Annotated in this window: 17 protein-coding genes and 1 pseudogene; 13 read left to right on the forward strand and 5 right to left on the reverse strand. The window is 66.4% G+C overall.

Annotated features, from left to right (window positions below):
* The first annotated feature begins 26 nt into the window (after positions 1 to 26).
* Genes KO481_RS15650 through era form a run of 3 tightly spaced genes read left to right on the forward strand, consistent with a single transcriptional unit; the run spans position 27 to position 2591 of the window.
* Complete coding sequence (locus KO481_RS15650) at positions 27 to 1331, forward strand: hemolysin family protein (RefSeq protein ID WP_215917818.1); 1305 nt, start codon at positions 27 to 29, stop codon at positions 1329 to 1331.
* The gene (locus KO481_RS15655) at positions 1324 to 1671 is read left to right on the forward strand and encodes a cytidine deaminase-like protein (RefSeq protein WP_215917819.1); all 348 of its coding nucleotides are present in this window, start codon (positions 1324 to 1326) and stop codon (positions 1669 to 1671) included. The genes KO481_RS15650 and KO481_RS15655 overlap by 8 nt, the downstream gene beginning before the upstream one ends.
* On the forward strand, positions 1668 to 2591 hold the full coding sequence (era, locus tag KO481_RS15660) for a GTPase Era (RefSeq protein ID WP_215917820.1): 924 nt from the start codon (positions 1668 to 1670) through the stop codon (positions 2589 to 2591). The genes KO481_RS15655 and era overlap by 4 nt, the downstream gene beginning before the upstream one ends.
* Before the next feature lie 54 nt (positions 2592 to 2645).
* On the opposite strand, the pseudogene KO481_RS15665 reads toward era, so the two are convergent.
* Positions 2646 to 3050: pseudogene (locus KO481_RS15665) on the reverse strand (SDR family oxidoreductase); the annotation flags it as partial.
* 82 nt (positions 3051 to 3132) lie between these two features.
* Complete coding sequence (locus KO481_RS15670) at positions 3133 to 3732, reverse strand: TetR family transcriptional regulator (RefSeq protein ID WP_215917821.1); 600 nt, start codon at positions 3730 to 3732, stop codon at positions 3133 to 3135.
* A 45-nt stretch (positions 3733 to 3777) separates the two neighbouring features.
* Between KO481_RS15670 and KO481_RS15675 the strand changes: the two genes are divergently transcribed.
* On the forward strand, positions 3778 to 4338 hold the full coding sequence (locus KO481_RS15675; protein ID WP_215917822.1) for a nuclear transport factor 2 family protein: 561 nt from the start codon (positions 3778 to 3780) through the stop codon (positions 4336 to 4338).
* A gap of 632 nt (positions 4339 to 4970) precedes the next feature.
* Here KO481_RS15675 and KO481_RS15680 read toward each other — a convergent pair.
* Positions 4971 to 5726: a MarR family transcriptional regulator gene (locus KO481_RS15680; protein WP_215917823.1), complete on the reverse strand. Its 756-nt coding sequence runs from the start codon at positions 5724 to 5726 to the stop codon at positions 4971 to 4973.
* Positions 5727 to 5952: 226 nt separating this feature from the next.
* Positions 5953 to 7365: an amidase gene (locus KO481_RS15685; protein WP_215917824.1), complete on the reverse strand. Its 1413-nt coding sequence runs from the start codon at positions 7363 to 7365 to the stop codon at positions 5953 to 5955.
* 141 nt (positions 7366 to 7506) lie between these two features.
* On the opposite strand from KO481_RS15685, the gene KO481_RS15690 reads away from it, so the two are divergent.
* The 7 genes from KO481_RS15690 to KO481_RS15720 all read left to right on the forward strand — a co-directional run bounded on the left by KO481_RS15690 (position 7507) and on the right by KO481_RS15720 (position 13232).
* A complete protein-coding gene (locus KO481_RS15690; RefSeq protein WP_215917825.1) occupies positions 7507 to 7920 on the forward strand; it encodes a hypothetical protein in 414 nt (137 codons plus the stop codon).
* A 75-nt stretch (positions 7921 to 7995) separates the two neighbouring features.
* Entirely contained in the window at positions 7996 to 8160 is a 165-nt protein-coding gene (locus tag KO481_RS15695) for a hypothetical protein (protein WP_215917826.1), read from the forward strand.
* A 406-nt stretch (positions 8161 to 8566) separates the two neighbouring features.
* A complete protein-coding gene (gene recO / locus KO481_RS15700) occupies positions 8567 to 9343 on the forward strand; it encodes a DNA repair protein RecO (protein ID WP_215917827.1) in 777 nt (258 codons plus the stop codon).
* A gap of 131 nt (positions 9344 to 9474) precedes the next feature.
* On the forward strand, positions 9475 to 11751 hold the full coding sequence (locus KO481_RS15705; protein WP_215917828.1) for a hypothetical protein: 2277 nt from the start codon (positions 9475 to 9477) through the stop codon (positions 11749 to 11751).
* A gap of 13 nt (positions 11752 to 11764) precedes the next feature.
* Positions 11765 to 12550 (forward strand): ESX secretion-associated protein EspG, encoded by a 786-nt coding sequence (locus tag KO481_RS15710; RefSeq protein WP_215917829.1) that lies wholly within the window; start codon positions 11765 to 11767, stop codon positions 12548 to 12550.
* 57 nt (positions 12551 to 12607) lie between these two features.
* Positions 12608 to 12928, forward strand: coding sequence for a hypothetical protein (locus tag KO481_RS15715; protein WP_215917830.1), 321 nt, complete (start codon positions 12608 to 12610; stop codon positions 12926 to 12928).
* 10 nt (positions 12929 to 12938) lie between these two features.
* Positions 12939 to 13232, forward strand: a complete 294-nt coding sequence (locus KO481_RS15720) for a WXG100 family type VII secretion target (RefSeq protein WP_215917831.1) — start codon at positions 12939 to 12941, stop codon at positions 13230 to 13232.
* A gap of 28 nt (positions 13233 to 13260) precedes the next feature.
* Here KO481_RS15720 and KO481_RS15725 read toward each other — a convergent pair whose 3' ends face one another.
* The gene (locus tag KO481_RS15725; protein ID WP_215917832.1) at positions 13261 to 13938 is read right to left on the reverse strand and encodes a response regulator transcription factor; all 678 of its coding nucleotides are present in this window, start codon (positions 13936 to 13938) and stop codon (positions 13261 to 13263) included.
* A 182-nt stretch (positions 13939 to 14120) separates the two neighbouring features.
* Between KO481_RS15725 and KO481_RS15730 the strand changes: the two genes are divergently transcribed.
* Both KO481_RS15730 and KO481_RS15735 read left to right on the forward strand, forming a co-directional pair.
* On the forward strand, positions 14121 to 15308 hold the full coding sequence (locus KO481_RS15730) for a hypothetical protein (RefSeq protein ID WP_215917833.1): 1188 nt from the start codon (positions 14121 to 14123) through the stop codon (positions 15306 to 15308).
* Positions 15308 to 15655, forward strand: coding sequence for a hypothetical protein (locus tag KO481_RS15735; RefSeq protein WP_215917834.1), 348 nt, complete (start codon positions 15308 to 15310; stop codon positions 15653 to 15655). The genes KO481_RS15730 and KO481_RS15735 overlap by 1 nt, the downstream gene beginning before the upstream one ends.
* Positions 15656 to 15657 lie beyond the last annotated feature (2 nt).

Here is a 15657-nt window from a genome sequence, read left to right on the forward strand (position 1 = left end):
GAGCCGAGCGTCAGTGAGGCGGAGACGTGAGCCCTCTGGCACTACTGGCGCTGGCGATTGTTCTGGTCCCGGTCGGCGGCATGTTCGCGGCCCTGGACGCGGCCCTGGTCACCGTCTCGCCCGCGCGGATCGAGGATATGGTCCGCGCGGACCGAGGCGGGGCCCGCCGGCTGGCGCACATCGTCACCGACCGCCCCCGCTATGTGAATCTGCTGGTGCTGCTGCGCCTGGTGTGCGAGATCTCCGCGACGGTGCTGCTGGCGGCGGCGCTGAACGATGTGCTGGACACCGACTGGGCGCTGGTGATCACCGCGGTGATCATGGTGCTGGTCGACTACGTCGTGATCGGCGTCGGGCCGCGCACCCTCGGCCGCCAGCACGCCTATTCGATCGCCCTGGGCGCGGCGCTGCCGCTGCAGGCGATCGGCGCGCTGCTGGGCCCGGTCGGGCGGCTGCTCATCCTGGTGGGCAACGCCATCACCCCGGGCCGCGGATTTCGCAACGGCCCCTTCGCCTCCGAGGTGGAGCTGCGCGAGGTGGTGGACATGGCGCAGCAGAGCGGGGTGGTGGATTCCGACGAGCGCCGCATGATCCAGTCGGTCTTCGAACTCGGGGACACCGCGGCGCGCGCGGTGATGGTGCCGCGCACCGAGATGGTGTGGATCGAGTCGGACAAGACTGCGGCGCAAGCGATGTCGCTGGCGGTGCGGTCCGGGCACTCGCGCATTCCGGTGATCGGGGAGAACGTCGACGACATACTCGGTGTGGTGTACCTGAAAGACCTTGTGCCGTACGCGGATCGCAGCCGCAAGGTACGGGTGCGCGAGGTGATGCGCGCGGCGGTGTTCGTACCGGATTCCAAACCCCTGGACACGCTGCTGGACGAGATGCAGCGCCGCCGTAACCATATGGCGCTGCTGGTCGACGAATACGGCGGTATCGCGGGCCTGGTCACCATCGAGGACGTGCTCGAGGAGATCGTCGGGGAGATCGCCGACGAGTACGACACCGACGAGATCGCGCCCGTCGAAAAGCTGGGCAACGGGAAATACCGTGTGTCCGCGAGGCTTTCGCTGGAGGATCTGGGCGAGCTGTTCGATACGGAGATCGACGAGGAGGACGTCGATACCGTGGGCGGGTTGCTCGGGCACGCGCTCGAGCGCGTGCCGCTGCCCGGCTCCAAGGCCGTCATCCACGGGTTGCAGCTGCGCGGCGAGGGCGGCGCCGACGCCCGCGGACGAGTACGGATACACACGGTGGTGGTGCGGCGGGCGCCGGAGAAGAAACAGAATCACGAACCCGAATACCAGGATGGAGACAGCGATGAGTGAGACCGCGGGATTGGAACCGGAGGACGACAAGCTGCTGGTGCTCGCGCGCGGCGCGATGGGGCGTACCGGAGGAGGCAGCGGCGCGGCGGTCCGCGACACCGACGGCCGCACCTACGCCGCCGGCGCGGTGGAGCTGAAGGCCCTGCCGCTGACCGCATTGCAGGCCGCGGTGGCCGCGGCAATCTCCAGCGGCGCCGAGGGATTCGAGGCCGCGGTGCTCGTCGGCGGTTCGTTCCACGACGCGGGCATCGCAGCGGTGCGCGAGGTCTCGGCCGAGGCCAAGCTCATCTTCGCCGATCGCAGCGGCACGGTGTACGACACCGTCGAGGCCGCGCAATGACCAGCGAATTCCGTTCGGGCTTCGTCTGTTTCATCGGCCGTCCCAATACCGGCAAATCGACGCTCACCAATGCCATGGTGGGACAGAAGATCGCGATCACCTCCTCGCGCCCGCAGACCACCCGCCACACCATCCGCGGCATCGTGCACCGCGAGCACGCGCAGCTGATCCTCGTCGACACCCCCGGCCTGCACCGGCCCCGCACGCTGCTGGGCCAGCGCCTGAACGACCTTGTGCGCGATACCTATTCCGAGGTCGACGTGATCGCGCTGTGCATCCCGGCCGATGAGAAGATCGGTCCGGGTGACCGCTGGATCCTCACCCAGATCCGGCAGATGGCCCCCAAGACCACCCTGCTGGGCGTGGTCACCAAGATCGACAAGGTGGGCCGCGACCAGATCGCCGAGCAGTTGATCGCCGTCTCCGAACTGCTGGGCCCGGATGCCGACGTGGTGCCGGTGTCGGCGGTCAAGGGCGAGCAGGTCGAGGTGCTCGTCGACGTCATCGCCTCGAAAATGCCGGAGGGACCGGCCCTTTACCCGGACGGCGAGCTGACCGACGAGCCGGAGGAAACCCTCATGGCCGAGCTGATCCGCGAGGCGGCGCTCGAGGGGGTGCGCGACGAACTCCCGCATTCGCTGGCGGTCGTGATCGAGGAGGTGCTGCCGCGCGAAGGCTATGAGGGTCAAGAGGATTCGGATCCCGAGATGCTAGACGTGCACGCCCTGCTGTACGTCGAACGCCCCAGCCAGAAGGCAATCGTCATCGGCAAGGGCGGCGCCCGCCTCAAGGAGGTGGGCACCAACGCGCGCAAGCAGATCGAGCACATCCTCGGCACCCGCATCTACCTGCATTTGCATGTGAAGGTGGCCAAGGACTGGCAGCGCGACCCGAAGCAGCTCGGCAAGCTGGGGTTCTGACGGGCGAGCCATGCGCGGGCGGCGCGATCCGCTGAGCAGGGCGTTGGCCATGAAACCCAAGGGGCGCACCATCGTCCACGCCACCCCGCTGTCGCGGACCGCCTGCTCTCCGGCGCGATGCCAGGCGGGGATCGGATCCGTTGCCGCCGGGTCACCGGCCCGGCCGGAGGACAGCTTCACGATATGGGCGACGCCCGCGGCGGCGGCCGCCTTCGACAGGTTGGCATCATGAACGGCCAGGTCCGGGCCGGCGGTCAGCAGGAACATGCGGTCCACCCCACCCAGGGCGGTGGCCACGCTGCCAGGTTCCGCGGGGTCGCCCCGGACGACCTCGACGCCCTCGGGCAGTGCCGCGGTCTCCGGTTTCCGGGTGAGTGCACGCACCGGCACACCGGCGTCCAGCAGGTGATCGATCACCGCACGCCCGACGGTACCGGTGGCTCCGGTCACGAGAATCATTCGGTTCAGCCAGGTCCGGGCCAGGCCCGCCGCAGTGGCGAGACGTGTCGCGGCGGATGGTTGTGCCGCCGAGTGCTGCGTGTCAGATAGCTACTGCCTCGGACAGGTAGGACATGGCCTTGTTGCATGCGTCGATAAGGGTGCCGCTTTGGTGTCCCTGTAGCCACCAGGTCACTGCGATCCGCAGGGTATCGCTGACGGCGTGGGCGATGACCCGCGCTCGCAATTCGGCATCACGGGTGCGCTCGACCCCATCGAGCAGGGCATCGACGAACGGTTCCTGATCGGCGCCCCACATCAGGCGGAACATTCGCGCCTGCAGGGCGGGCACCGACTGGATCAGGCGGTACGAGCGTGCGGTGCGTTCGGGGTCACCGGCGGTCAGACCCGCAAGCATTGCCCTGGTGATGAACTCGGCGTCGGGTTCTCCCGGACGGCGCTGTGACAGGGCGGCGGCGGATGCCGCGCGCCCATCGGGATTGCCGAGGATCACATCTTCCTTGGCGGGAAAGTAGCGGTAGAAGGTGCGCGGTGCGACGTCGGCGGCCGCGGCGATCTCCTCGATAGTCACCGCGTCGTAGCCCTTCTCCTCGAACAGCCTCAGCGCGCAGTCCACGATCGCATCCTGGGTGCGCTTGCGCTTGCGAGCTCGTAGGCCGGTCTCGGCATCGTCAGCCACCACAGCAGCCAGCATAACAACCGATGTCACCTATGCAAAAAGGCATACGTGCCTTCAGGCAGTCTTGCCAATTGGCAGTTCTGCCATATATTGTTCAGGTATCCGGCTCGTCGCCGAGGCGAGCCATGTGAGAAAGAGAAACCGATGAACCACGCCGATACCCTTCGCCAGCTCTTCCGCGCCTACAGCGACCACGACCTCGAAGCCCTGCTGGCGACACTGGCCGACGATGTGGTCGTGCGGTTTCCGACCAGCCCCGAACCGATTCTTGGCAAAGAGCAGTTGCGGCCGGTGTGGGCGGAGGTGCTCGACACCGTGATCCCGGACGTAAAGCAAACCGTGCAACGCATCGTGGTCGAAGGCGACACCGCCGCAACGGAATTGACCGAGACCGGCACCGTCGTCATTCCGGAGGAGGCTGTCGCGTCCGTGTCCCTGGAGCCCGGCGGTCGGCCCTACAGCCTGGACATGGTGTCGCTCTATCATTTCGACAAGGACGGCCGAATCGACCGGATCCGGTCCTACTGGGATACCGCCGATTTCGCCAGGCAGCTCGGTATCGACATCGCCGTCATCCGCGCCATGCAGGAAAGCGCGCACAGCGCCTGATCTCCAGATCGACCCACCGTGAGCAGGCTGCCGACCGGATGCGTGCGAGGCGCTCCGCGACCGCCGTGATCACGTAGATACCGTCTGCCGTATGCGGTCTCGACCCCGTACGCCCAGTTGCCGGTTGTTCACGGTTCGGTCGGTCTGTGCAGGCGGGTAATAATGGTGTGATCGTCGGTGCTATCGGCGTAGGTATGGCCAATGCCTATACCGACGCCGACAGCACGCCTGCATGGAATCGGCGCGTGACCGTGTCGTCCAATCGTCGGGGCGGACGGATGGCGGCGCGTTCGCCTTCGAGGGCACTGCCGGTATCGAAGGCGAACCGGCCCAGCAATGCGCCAGCGGCACAACCGAAACCCCATGGACTACGTGTTATTGATCGGCAGGCCCTATTCCGGCCCGGTTGGTAGGTGCGGCGTCCGGCGACTTATCGATCGTCCTCGGAGGGATTGGTTGGCTTTGGCGAGATCGACTGGCTCGATCTGAATCGACGGTCCTGGCGAGAGTGATGGCCCTAGGCGAGGTCGATCGTCTGCGGCAGGGATTGGTTGGCTTCGGCGGCATCGACTGGCGCGGTCTGGACCGACGGTCCCGGCGAGAGCGATTGCCGCCGGCAAGACCGACTGTCCTCAGCGAGATCGATTGACCCAGACCGGAACTCGGCGGCGGGTCGGGGGTTCGGAGTCGGGCTCGGGGTCGAGCCAGCTCGGCGCGGGCAGGCCGGTCGCCGGGGTGGTGTAGGGATCCGCCGTGACGGTCTCGTGCAGCGGCTCGTAGGGAACCGCGGGAGTGGCATAGGGATCTGCGGTGATGGCCCGGGGATCTACTTGCGCGGCATAGAGATCCGAGGAGCCGGTATAGGGATCCGATGAGCCGGTGTAGGGATCAGCTGTGGAATACGCCTGCGCGGCATAGGGATCCAGGGGGCTGGCGTAGGGATCTGGGGGAGTGGCTGAGCGCCCGGGCCGGGGGGCGGCGGCCGCGACGCGCGATTCCGCGGGGCGGCGGTAGGCCGAGACCGCCTGCACGTAACCGCTGCGGGCCAGCGAGTCCATGGTCTCGGCGACGAGGTCCTCGTCGTCACCGGAGTCGTAGGCCAGTTCCTCGATGGTGCGGGCGCCAGGGGCGTTGTCCAGGTCACTCATGATGTCGATCTGGTGATCGGTCAGGGTGAGGCGTGAGCGCAGCGCGTACTGCGCGCCGGAGGCCAGTTGCCAGGCGTTGACCCGCTCGATCCGGCGATGTCGTCTCAGCGTGTCCAGGGCATCGGCCACCGCGCCGGTGGAGTAATCCAGGATGTCGGCGAGTTCCTCGGGGGTGCGGGCACCCGGGCAGTCTGCCAGTGCATCGAGGACGTCGAGCTGGAGTGGAGTGAAGTCGGTCATGCCTCGTTACCGATTGAGAGGGTCCGGGACTGACCGAGCCTACAGCGGATGCGAGTGCACCGCAGAAGGATTGGTTGCCGGTGTTGGTGACTTGCCACGATTGCCCAGATTGTCACACTGGGATGTGTCACCGCTCACTGGGCCGTTCGACCGGGTCGGTGCGGTGATTCGGATCAATGTGACGCACAGGGCATTCGGTCGATAATTGTGCCCGGATCGGACAGGGTTACCGTTCCCACCAGGGGGACGGCCGGTCGCGGTCCCAGCGGAGTTCCGATTCCAGTTGAACGGCAACCGAAACCAGCAGGGGTTCGGAGTTGGCCGTGCCCATCAGCTGGGCGCCGACGGGCAGTCCGGCGGCGGTGAAGCCGGCGGGGACGTTGATGCTCGGCCACCCCAGCACATTCCACGGCCAGGTGTAGGGGCAGCAGGCGGTGATCAGGGTATCGGTGGCGCTCGTGCCGAGGGCGTCCATGGCGTGCAGCGACGGGGGCGGGGTGGCGGTGGTGGGCGCCAGCACGAGGTCGTAGTCGTCGAAGAAACGGCCGATTCGCCTGTGCAGCAGTGGTTCCGCGGCGCGGGCGGCGCCCAGGGCCGGGCCCAGAAGCAGGCCCATCGTGGCGTTGGTACGGGTACGCGCATCGACTCGGGCGCCGGGGCGCTCGGCGAGGGCCGCGCGTACGCCGGTCAGCGAGCGCGGCAGGAAGGTGGCCCCGACCAGCAGGCCGTAGTGCAGATCCGCGACGGTTACCGAATGCCCGAGCCGGCGCAGCACATTGGCGACCGCATGCACCTGGGCAGCGATCTCGCGGTTGAGCTTGGTGCAGGTGGCGGTGAACGGAATGCTCAGCGACAGAGCGATTCTCAGCCGTCCGGGATCGCGCCCCACCGCCTCGGACACCCGCAGCGCGGGCGGGGTGTGCAGATCGCCCGGATTCGGGCCGGATGCGAGGTCGAGCAGCAGTGCCGCATCGGAGACCGTGCGCGCCAGGGTACCGTTGACGGTCAGCCCGTTGAACGACTCGGCCAGCGGCCAGGTGGAGATGCGTCCGCGCTGCGGCTTGATGCCGACCAGATGGGTCCACGCCGCGGGGATGCGCACCGAGCCCGCGCCGTCGGAACCCAGTGCGGCCGGGACCAATCCGGCCGCGACCGCCGCGGCCGAGCCGCCCGACGAGCCGCCCGGCGTGCGTTGGGCGTGCCAGGGATTGGCGGTGTAACCGAACGCGGCCGCATCGGTGAACGGCCACTGCCCGAGCTCACAGGTGTTGGTCTTGCCGACGATCACCGCGCCCGCCGCGCGCAGGCGTCGCACCGACTCGGCGTCCTCGGTCGCGGCGGGGAATTCGCCGCCGCAACCGAAGGCCGTCGGCGCCCCGGCGATATCGGTGTCGTCCTTGATCGCGATCGGCACGCCGAGCAGCGGCAGTCGCTCGCCCGCGGCGAGGCGGCGGTCGGCGTCGGCGGCCTCGGCCAGGGCCTGCTCGCGGCGGATCATGCGGAAGGCGTTGAGCGTGGCCTGGCTCGCCTCGATGCGGTCCAGCGCGGACGTGACCGCCGTTACCGAGCTCGTCGTGCCGGTGGCGAGGGCGGCGGCCAGCTCGGCCAGTCCGAGATCGCGTGTGGGCGCCGTGGTCATCGGTGTTCTCCTGGTCGGACTGTTCACATCGGGTCGTTCCAGCGTACGTAGTCGGATCGCGATCGGTTTTGCCGGCGGTTTGGGCGAAACGGCACACACGGGTCGAGCCGGACAGCCCTCGAGGGCCCTACGATCGAACAGGTGAAGTGGATGTCCCGGGCGTTCGGCTCGAAAGAGCTACCGCCCCAACTGCGCTCGGATATGGAATGGGAGGGGATCGTGGTATTCGGTCCGGTAGAGGGATCGGTGGCACGGCGCAGTCATCGGACACCGTTACATTTCGCCTCGGCGAGCTGGGAGAACATCACGTTCGGCACGATCGCGATGAGCACCAGGAGACTCGTCGTCTGGGGCGGCCGCGAGGCGCTGGTGGAGGTTCCGCTCGGCCATCCGGCGGTGTCGATGGAACTCCAGGGGCCCGAGCGGATGCTGGTCGAGTCGGACAACTTCCAGATCGACCGCACGCGGACGGGGTGGACGACCATGCTCCTACGCACCATCCACGCCCCGCGCATCGCGCAGGTTTATGCGGAGAACGCCGACCGTCCGGTGTGAAGGGCGGTCGCGGCATGCAGTGGGCGGCACCGAAATTCGATGCCGCCGTCGCGCGGTGCGGCCAATACTCTGAGCATGACCTCGGGGAGCGACCGGTTCACGATGCTGCCGTTCACCATCGTGCGCATGAGCGACGACAGGACCGGGATGGGCGTTCACCGACCCATCGACGCCGAGTTGCGCCTGATCGCCGCTGGCCGTGGCACGCCATGGCGCGGGGCGGAGGCGACCGAGGAATAGCTTCCGGCGCACACGTACGGATCGTGGAGCTGACTGCTGAGGTGGCGCGGCTTCGGTGCAGCGCGGTATCTCGCGCGATGGTCTTTGATTGCGGCAGCTACGGCCTGTGGGCTGGTCGAGTGGAGGGCGCGCGGCTGGTCTGCGTAGTCGGCGCATGTGTGGAGCGTCCAGGTGTTGGGTTGTGCGCGGCTGGCGCGTGTGGGCGGGCGAGGATGTGAGCGCGGCCCGAAGGGTGTCCGGTGACTGCCGTCGCAATGGGGCGAAGCACGGCGGCCGCGAGACCTGCCGTGGGGCCGTTGGCAGGTTGGGTCAGCATCTTCGCTGGTCGGCGACACGCGGGCCGACGGCGGCCGGGGGTTCGGCGCGGCGGGGTGAGGGCGTCGGCGGGGCGTGGGAGGATGTGTGGGTGCAGTTGTATCGGGACCAGGCGATTGTCGTTCGCCAGCATAAGCTGGGGGAGGCCGATCGCATCGTCACACTGCTCACGCGCGGGCACGGGCTGGTGCGGGCGGTGGCGAAGGGGGTGCGGCGCACCCGGTCCCGATTCGGGGCGCGGCTCGAGCCGTTCGCCTACGTGGATGTGCAGCTGTATCCCGGACGCAACCTCGACACCGTCACCCAGGTACACACCGTGGAGGCGTTCGCCTCCGACATCGTCGCCGACTACGGCCGCTACACCGCCGCGTGCGCGGTGCTCGAGACCGCCGAGCGCCTCGCGGGCGAGGAGCGCGCCCCCGCCCCCCGCCTGCACACCCTGACCGCGGGCGCCCTGCGCGCCATCGCCGCCGGACAGCGCCCCCACGAACTGATCCTGGACGCATTCCTGTTACGCGCCATGGGTTTCGCGGGCTGGGCCCCCGCCCTGGACGAATGCGCCCGCTGCGCCACCCCCGGCCCGCACCGCGCCTTCCACGTCGCCGTCGGCGGCGCGGTCTGCGTGCACTGCCGCCCACCCGGCTCGGCCACCCCCGCCCAGGGGGTGCTGGAACTGATGAGCGCCCTGTGTCGCGGCGACTGGTCGGGCATCGACGCCGTTCCCGAGGGCATCCGCCGCCAGTGCAGCGGCCTCACCGCCGCTCACCTGCAGTGGCACCTCGAGCGGCAGCTGCGCACCCTGCCGCTCATCGAACGCACCCGGCCCCACGGGGTGCTGGCCGAGTCGTCGGCCGGCCGCGCGGGCTGAGCAAGTGATTGTCACCGATGGGAAGCGGTGCCGACAGCGATTGGCGTTGTGCCGGTTAACATCCCGGTGTGACTGAGCAGGATCGGCCACCACGGTGCACGGCGAGTCCGACGATGGCGAGGATTTGAGCGATGGCGGGATCGACGGCCGCGGGTGGTGGGGCTACCGGCAATGGTTCGACTATCGACCTGAACACGCTGGCATCCGATTGGAACACGGCGTTCAAGAACACTCAGACCACCGATAAGAGCAAGCAACTCCAGTTCCCCCCGGACGCCATCGACCAGCCGATTCGTGCGTGTAATACGCTCTTGGAGTATCTCCAGGGTGCGCAAAAGAAGCTCAATGACCTGCTGCACATCGATCCCAGCGCATTGGCCGGTGGTGGCGGTGATTCGTCGCTTCCATCTTTGATGGGATTGGCTGACCAATTCAATGAGCTGGCAGATACAAATCTGAATCAGATTCTGAATGCGCACATCAATATCGTCAAGACTATTGCCGCCACGCTGGGTTACGCGGGTCAGGTTTTGGTATATACCGACCAGTCCAGTGCGTCGACGGCGAACAGCACGATTGATCAGCAGGTTACCTCCAGCTTTCAGAACCTGCTGAATGATATGACGCAGTCGGACCCTACAAGTCTGTCGTCGTCTGCTAACAACCCTCCGCTCTCAGCTTTCGACCTCGGTGACGCTCCGACGTTCAACGACAACGGTACCGGGGCCTATCGGGCGTTTACGCCGACGCAATGGGAGACGACCCCGCCTGCTTCCATTGGCGGTAAGAATGTCACTCAGTGGAGCAAACTGCCCGACAACGGCAACTGGGAAAGCTATAAGGAAAAAGGTAGTCCATCCTATGGCGGCACATTCGCGCCGCAGATTCACAAAGCGGAATCACCCAGTGCTCTGCAATGGACGCATCTATACGGTCTCAGTAAGGCTCAGCCGAAACTCCTGGCCAATTCCGCCCACGGGTGGTCGTATCTCGCCACGCAGCTGCAGCACGGGTTCGCCCGCTTCAGCAATGAAATGCAGGGGGCAATGAGGGTAGGGGCGAGCAAGTCCGATCCGACGGTGTGGACCGGCAATGGCAAGGATCAGTGTGCCGCGGCGATGCAGAAATATATCAATTCGTCGCCGGAGCTGCTCAGCCCTATGATGTACACCGCCTTTCTGCTACAGCAGGCCGCTGATTACCTTTCGACGACTATCGCGTACATGCCATATCTCGATGGGCAACCAGCGAGTAAAAATTACGGGGCTGGGTATAAATACATTCCTCCAGGCACCGTGGTAGTTCCTGCGGATGCGGTGACCTCCGTTGATCGAACGTCATACGGAAAAGTTGCCGTCACAACCCATCTGTCGGGGATTATTTCGATCCCGGCTTCATCGGGAAAGATTGCTGTATACTACCAGGATGGAATAGCGGGGCCGGACCATGCTGATTCGGTGGGAACTGCTCTTTTAAAATATCACGTAGCGCAGTATGCCAATTGGTATCAGAAACCCTATGACTGGATTTCCTCACAAGCGCCGACGCTGCCGGTCCCCACGGCGGCGGCGAATGGCACCGCGGGAACATCCGGCGATCCGACCCCGCCCCCTCCCTCCAAGAACCCATCCGCGCCGGCACCACCATCGGCCAACGGCGTGGTGTCCGTTCCGACCGGCACTCCGACTGCGGGTGTCCCGTCAATGCCGACAATGGGTGGCACGCTCGTCGCGCCTGCCTCTCCCGGCGGCGCCCTGCCCAGCCTGAACAGCTTGGAATCACCGAGCCTGAAAAATCTCTCCGCCTCGTCCCCGACCATTGCCGATTCGGTCAATTCGACGGACCCCAATGCGGGTGCGGCAGTGACCCCGGCCGCCTACACACCCGATTCTTCGGGTCAGTCGGGCACCCTGTCCAATATGGCAGAAGGGCTCGGACAGGACGCCCAACAGGCATTGAGCCCGATCGCGCAGGGGGTGGGTTCGCAGCAGCAATACGCGCAAGCCGCGCAAAATACGGCCGATCTTCTGAGGGCTGCGAGTGCCCGGCCCGCCGATATTACGGAAGGCGGCAAGGGGGCCGGTGGGGTCGAAAGATTCGCGGCCGGAGAGTCGTCCAGAAGCCTCGAATCCGAGCAGGGGGCGACGGCCACCGCGCGGTTGTTCCCCCGCGCCGGCGCAATGTCGCCCGCCAGTGAGGAGACGATGAGTTCCGTACGCGCCGCGTCGGCCGAGCCCGAGGGAGCCGGCACCGGCTACCCCGGCGGCATGGGCGGACCGGCATCCGCCGCGGGCCGCGGCAACGAACAGAAACCGCATCGCAGTCCCGGTTATCTGAGCCGCCGCCATCTCGACGCGGTAATGGGCGAAGCGCCGGTCACCACCATTCCGGTGGTCGAGGAGAAATGAGCGTCTCACCACTATGAACGCGGTCTGGACCCTCAGCGATATCGATTTCTGCGCCCTGTGGGAGGAGACCAACGCCGGGTGGCTGCCTTCGCCGCTGTGCGCCGTCAGCCGAATTATGGACGCCGACGAATACCACGCCCAGCAGCTGCGCGCGCTTCGCGAGGTACGGGCAATACCCGGACTCGATGTGGACCTGCTGGGAAAGACGCTGGCCCATCCGGATATCACCGTCGAGGCAATCAGCTCCGGCACCCTCGATGACGGGGAGGACGACCTCGTCCGCATCCATGCGGCTCGCCGCGGCCCCCACGGGGTCGTGGTGCGGCAGATCCCGGGCGAGGAGCCCTGCTACAGCGATGGATTCGTTGTTACATTCTGCACCGCGGTGGAGTTGGCGCGGGTCGTGGTGGCGCAACTACCCGGCGCGAGTCCGGGGCGGCTCGGGAATATCGTGCTGGTCGGCGAGGGGGAGGGACTCGACTACTCCTACGGCCGGTCCGCGGTGCGCAACAACGCCTTCGCCGCGGAATCCGCGAGTGCCCGGGCGGCCCGATTTCTCGATGCGCCGATCGAGCGGATCGGCAATGTCGGTATCGCGCAGGCACGTTCGGCCTTCGGGCCGAAGGGCTGCACTCGATACTCCATCCCCTGGCGGGATCTGGCCGACGACGGCCGCTACCTCATCACCGACGAGAATCCGCCGGTGGCCGTCCCCGCTGACGCGGAAAAGCTACTGGCCCAGATCAACACGCGGATTGCCGCGGTGGTGCAGGCACTTCGGGACGAGCGTCCCGCCTGATCTTCGGATTGCATTAAGGAAGCATCGCCGCCTCGATCGAGGAGATACCGTCGCATCATGAGCCAACCTGCCGGTGATCACCGTATCGACCCGGAACAGCACGCTGCGCTCACGGCCAAGTATGGAGGCCACCTCGACGAGCTGGCGGAGACCATCCACACCGTCAGCAATCTGGTTGCCGAGGCATCGAGCACAGGCATTCGGGGCGAGTTCAGCACATCCTGGAGCTCGGCAACCAAAAGCGCGATGGCCGAGGGGATGAAGGCGCAGGCCGCTCTGAAAGATCTCAAGGAACTGCTCGACCACGGTCGCGGTGGCTACACCGCCACCGAGGCCGAGAGTCGCAGCGTATTCGTCAATCTGCCTCGGCAGAGCTAGCGAGGTTATCGTGGCTGGTCTCATCCGGCACAACGCCAGTACTCATCAGGACGCCAACGACGGCCTCAGAAAAGGTCATCAGCATATCGGCCGGCACGAGTCCGACCTGCACTCGACCGCGAACAATCTCGGCGCCGTGTGGTCCGGGAGCGCCTATGAGCAGTTCCAGTACAAGCATCAGACATTGATGAAACATGTTGCGTTACTCAAGGACCACTGCGACCGGCTCAACTCGCTCCGGGAGAATGCGCACACAGATATTGTGGGAGCCGACAATAAAGTAGCCGGTATGTGGAACGCGTGAGCCGGAGCGGGGGGATCGTCGCGGTCGATCATTCGGCCGCGACGGCAAGCTCGAGGCCCCAGCGATACCCGAACCCCCGGACCGTCGTGATCAGCCCGGGCCGGTTCAATTTCGCCCGCAGCGCGGCCACATGCACGTCCAGCGGCCGCGAGACCGGGCCCCGCGGATCTCCCCACACCCGGTCGGTCAGATACTCGCGGCTCACGGCGGCGCCCACCGATTCGGCAAGCGTGGCGGCGATGTCGAATTCCGTGCGGGTGAGCCCGACGGGCGTGCCCGCCACGTCGATGCTGCGCGCGGCCAGATCGATTCGCACATCGCCGGTGACCACCACGGATTCCATCGACATCGGCGTCATCCAGCGCCGCATGATCGCCTCCAGCCGCGCCAGCAGCTCGATGGGTCGCGGCGGCTTGGTGACGCAGTCGTCGGCGCCCGAGCGCAGGCTCCGCACGATCGGGTGCTCATCGCCCTTCGGTGTCAGCATGATCACCGGCACATCGCTGAACTCCCGGAGTCGTTGCAGGACATGAATTCCCGGTAGATCCTGCAGTTTGGTGTCGAGCACGACGGCATCGAGCCAGCGGGCCGCGGAGAATAACTCGTCACTGCGATGGACCCGGGTCGCGCGGTGGCCGTGTGCGGCGAATACCTCGATGAGGGGATCGGAAATCCTGGTGTTATCCGTGACGACCGCTATTCGCACGCCTGCACCGCCTCCACTGTCGTTGCGGGCGCCGTTGTTCGCCGGTCAGCCGCTCCGATTACACATCGTCGGAATCGTAGGCGCGGGACCGGGTTTTCTCGGCGGTGGGAACGGGCTGGTGCGATCTTAAGGTTCGACTAAGGCGCCGCTGGAGTCCAGGCCGGCGTCTATACGCTGCAGCCGTGTCGACCGCCGCGGGAGTAGAGCCGAAAACCGATGCGGTGGTTTCCGATTCACTCGGTACTGCCTTCGATTCGCGTGCCCAGGACATGGCGGTACGGATCGTCGAGCGGGTCGTATCGATGGCGCCGGCCGGGTGGCAGCGGCTGACGGTCACTTTCGCGCTCACCGTCGATCAAAGCCTGGCGCGCGTCTCGTTCGACGTCGAGGACCGGTCGGTGCAATTCGGGGTGGATTCGGAGACGATTCGCATGGCCCGCGAACAGCGCGAGCTCACCGCGGCCGACGCCGCGGGACCGTGGTGGCGGATGATCCTGCGGCTCACCGACAGCGGCAAACTCGCCATCGAATACGACCGTGGCCAGAATCCCTTTCCGGAGGGGTGGTTGTTTGCCCCGGAATCGTACGAGGCCGACCTCGCGCGCTATCCGCGAGACAGGCTTCCGGTCTGGCTGGCCGCCTACCTACGGAACGGCGGGCGACAGACCCGGATGCCGTACCGTGCCGCGGCCGACGCTCGCAAGGATGCGGAAAACGGTGTGCGGCCACATGATTCGAGCCATCTCCTGCCCGAACCCGCGGTGATGTGGGCTCGGTGGGCGGTACTGTCGGCCGCGTTCGTGGCCGCAGGCTCACCCATGGGGCCTCGGGTGCTGCCCTCTCTGGGCGTGTTCGAAGGGGCGGGCCGTAGCGGCTCGACGATGTACATGCTGCCCGGCGGGCGTGCCGTGCTGTCCGGAGGGGTATGGGACGCACCGGAACTCGATGCCGCCTACAACAACAACGACCGACTCCCCGACCTCTATGCCGGGGCGCCGAGCTGGGTGGCCGACCCGGTGCTCAACTCGAGGGCGGGCACGGGGCTGCTGTCGTTCTGCTACTGGCACGACGGTCGTTGCTGGCGCCGCGGGCAGTCGCCGGAGCCACACGATTTCGGCACCGCGATTCCCGGCGTCGGCGACCCACAGGTACTCACGACTCTCCTGTTGCAGTGCGTCCCGGTCGAACCGACTGCCGCACATAGGGAATCGATCGAGGAGCTGGTGGCCGCCGCAGAAGCCCGGACGGTGACCCCGAGCCATCTGACAACCGTATTCGACGTCGGTACCAGCGATATCGACGCCGCGCTGTATCAGCTGGAGATCGCGGGCCTGACGGTCGGACCGGCGCGAACCGAGGAGGATGCGTAATGAGTGAAACCATCGAGATCCAAATCGAGATGATGAAGAGAACCGCGACTCGGATCGAAGAGGCCGGCCAGGATGTCGCGGATCTCAAGTCGAGCTTCGATGGTGAATCCGGCGGCCAACAGCTGACGCGTCTGTGCGGTAATGACTCGTACGGCGACAAGATCCGGTGTGGTCCCAGCGGACTCGAGGCTCAGGTTCAGGGCTTCTCAGGTGGACTGTCGAATATCTCCGAATCGCTGTGCGGTACCAATGGATACGCTGCGGGCCTGCGCTCGGCCATCAAGCAAGTGCAGGAATGCGACGACATTTCCGGCATCATCACCTCCATCGAAACGATCGGGACATAGGC

Source organism: Nocardia albiluteola, from assembly GCF_018860155.1.
Lineage (GTDB): Bacteria > Actinomycetota > Actinomycetes > Mycobacteriales > Mycobacteriaceae > Nocardia > Nocardia albiluteola.

Bases quoted from the DNA above. Each gene is read 5' to 3' on its own strand.
- KO481_RS15655 (WP_215917819.1), top strand. From the start codon at position 1,324: ATGAGTGAGACCGCGGGATTGGAACCGGAGGACGACAAGCTGCTGGTG.
- era (WP_215917820.1), top strand. From the start codon at position 1,668: ATGACCAGCGAATTCCGTTCGGGCTTCGTCTGTTTCATCGGCCGTCCC.
- KO481_RS15680 (WP_215917823.1), bottom strand. From the start codon at position 5,726: ATGACCGACTTCACTCCACTCCAGCTCGACGTCCTCGATGCACTGGCA.
- KO481_RS15685 (WP_215917824.1), bottom strand. From the start codon at position 7,365: ATGACCACGGCGCCCACACGCGATCTCGGACTGGCCGAGCTGGCCGCC.
- KO481_RS15695 (WP_215917826.1), top strand. From the start codon at position 7,996: ATGACCTCGGGGAGCGACCGGTTCACGATGCTGCCGTTCACCATCGTG.
- KO481_RS15705 (WP_215917828.1), top strand. From the start codon at position 9,475: ATGGCGGGATCGACGGCCGCGGGTGGTGGGGCTACCGGCAATGGTTCG.
- KO481_RS15710 (WP_215917829.1), top strand. From the start codon at position 11,765: ATGAACGCGGTCTGGACCCTCAGCGATATCGATTTCTGCGCCCTGTGG.
- KO481_RS15715 (WP_215917830.1), top strand. From the start codon at position 12,608: ATGAGCCAACCTGCCGGTGATCACCGTATCGACCCGGAACAGCACGCT.
- KO481_RS15735 (WP_215917834.1), top strand. From the start codon at position 15,308: ATGAGTGAAACCATCGAGATCCAAATCGAGATGATGAAGAGAACCGCG.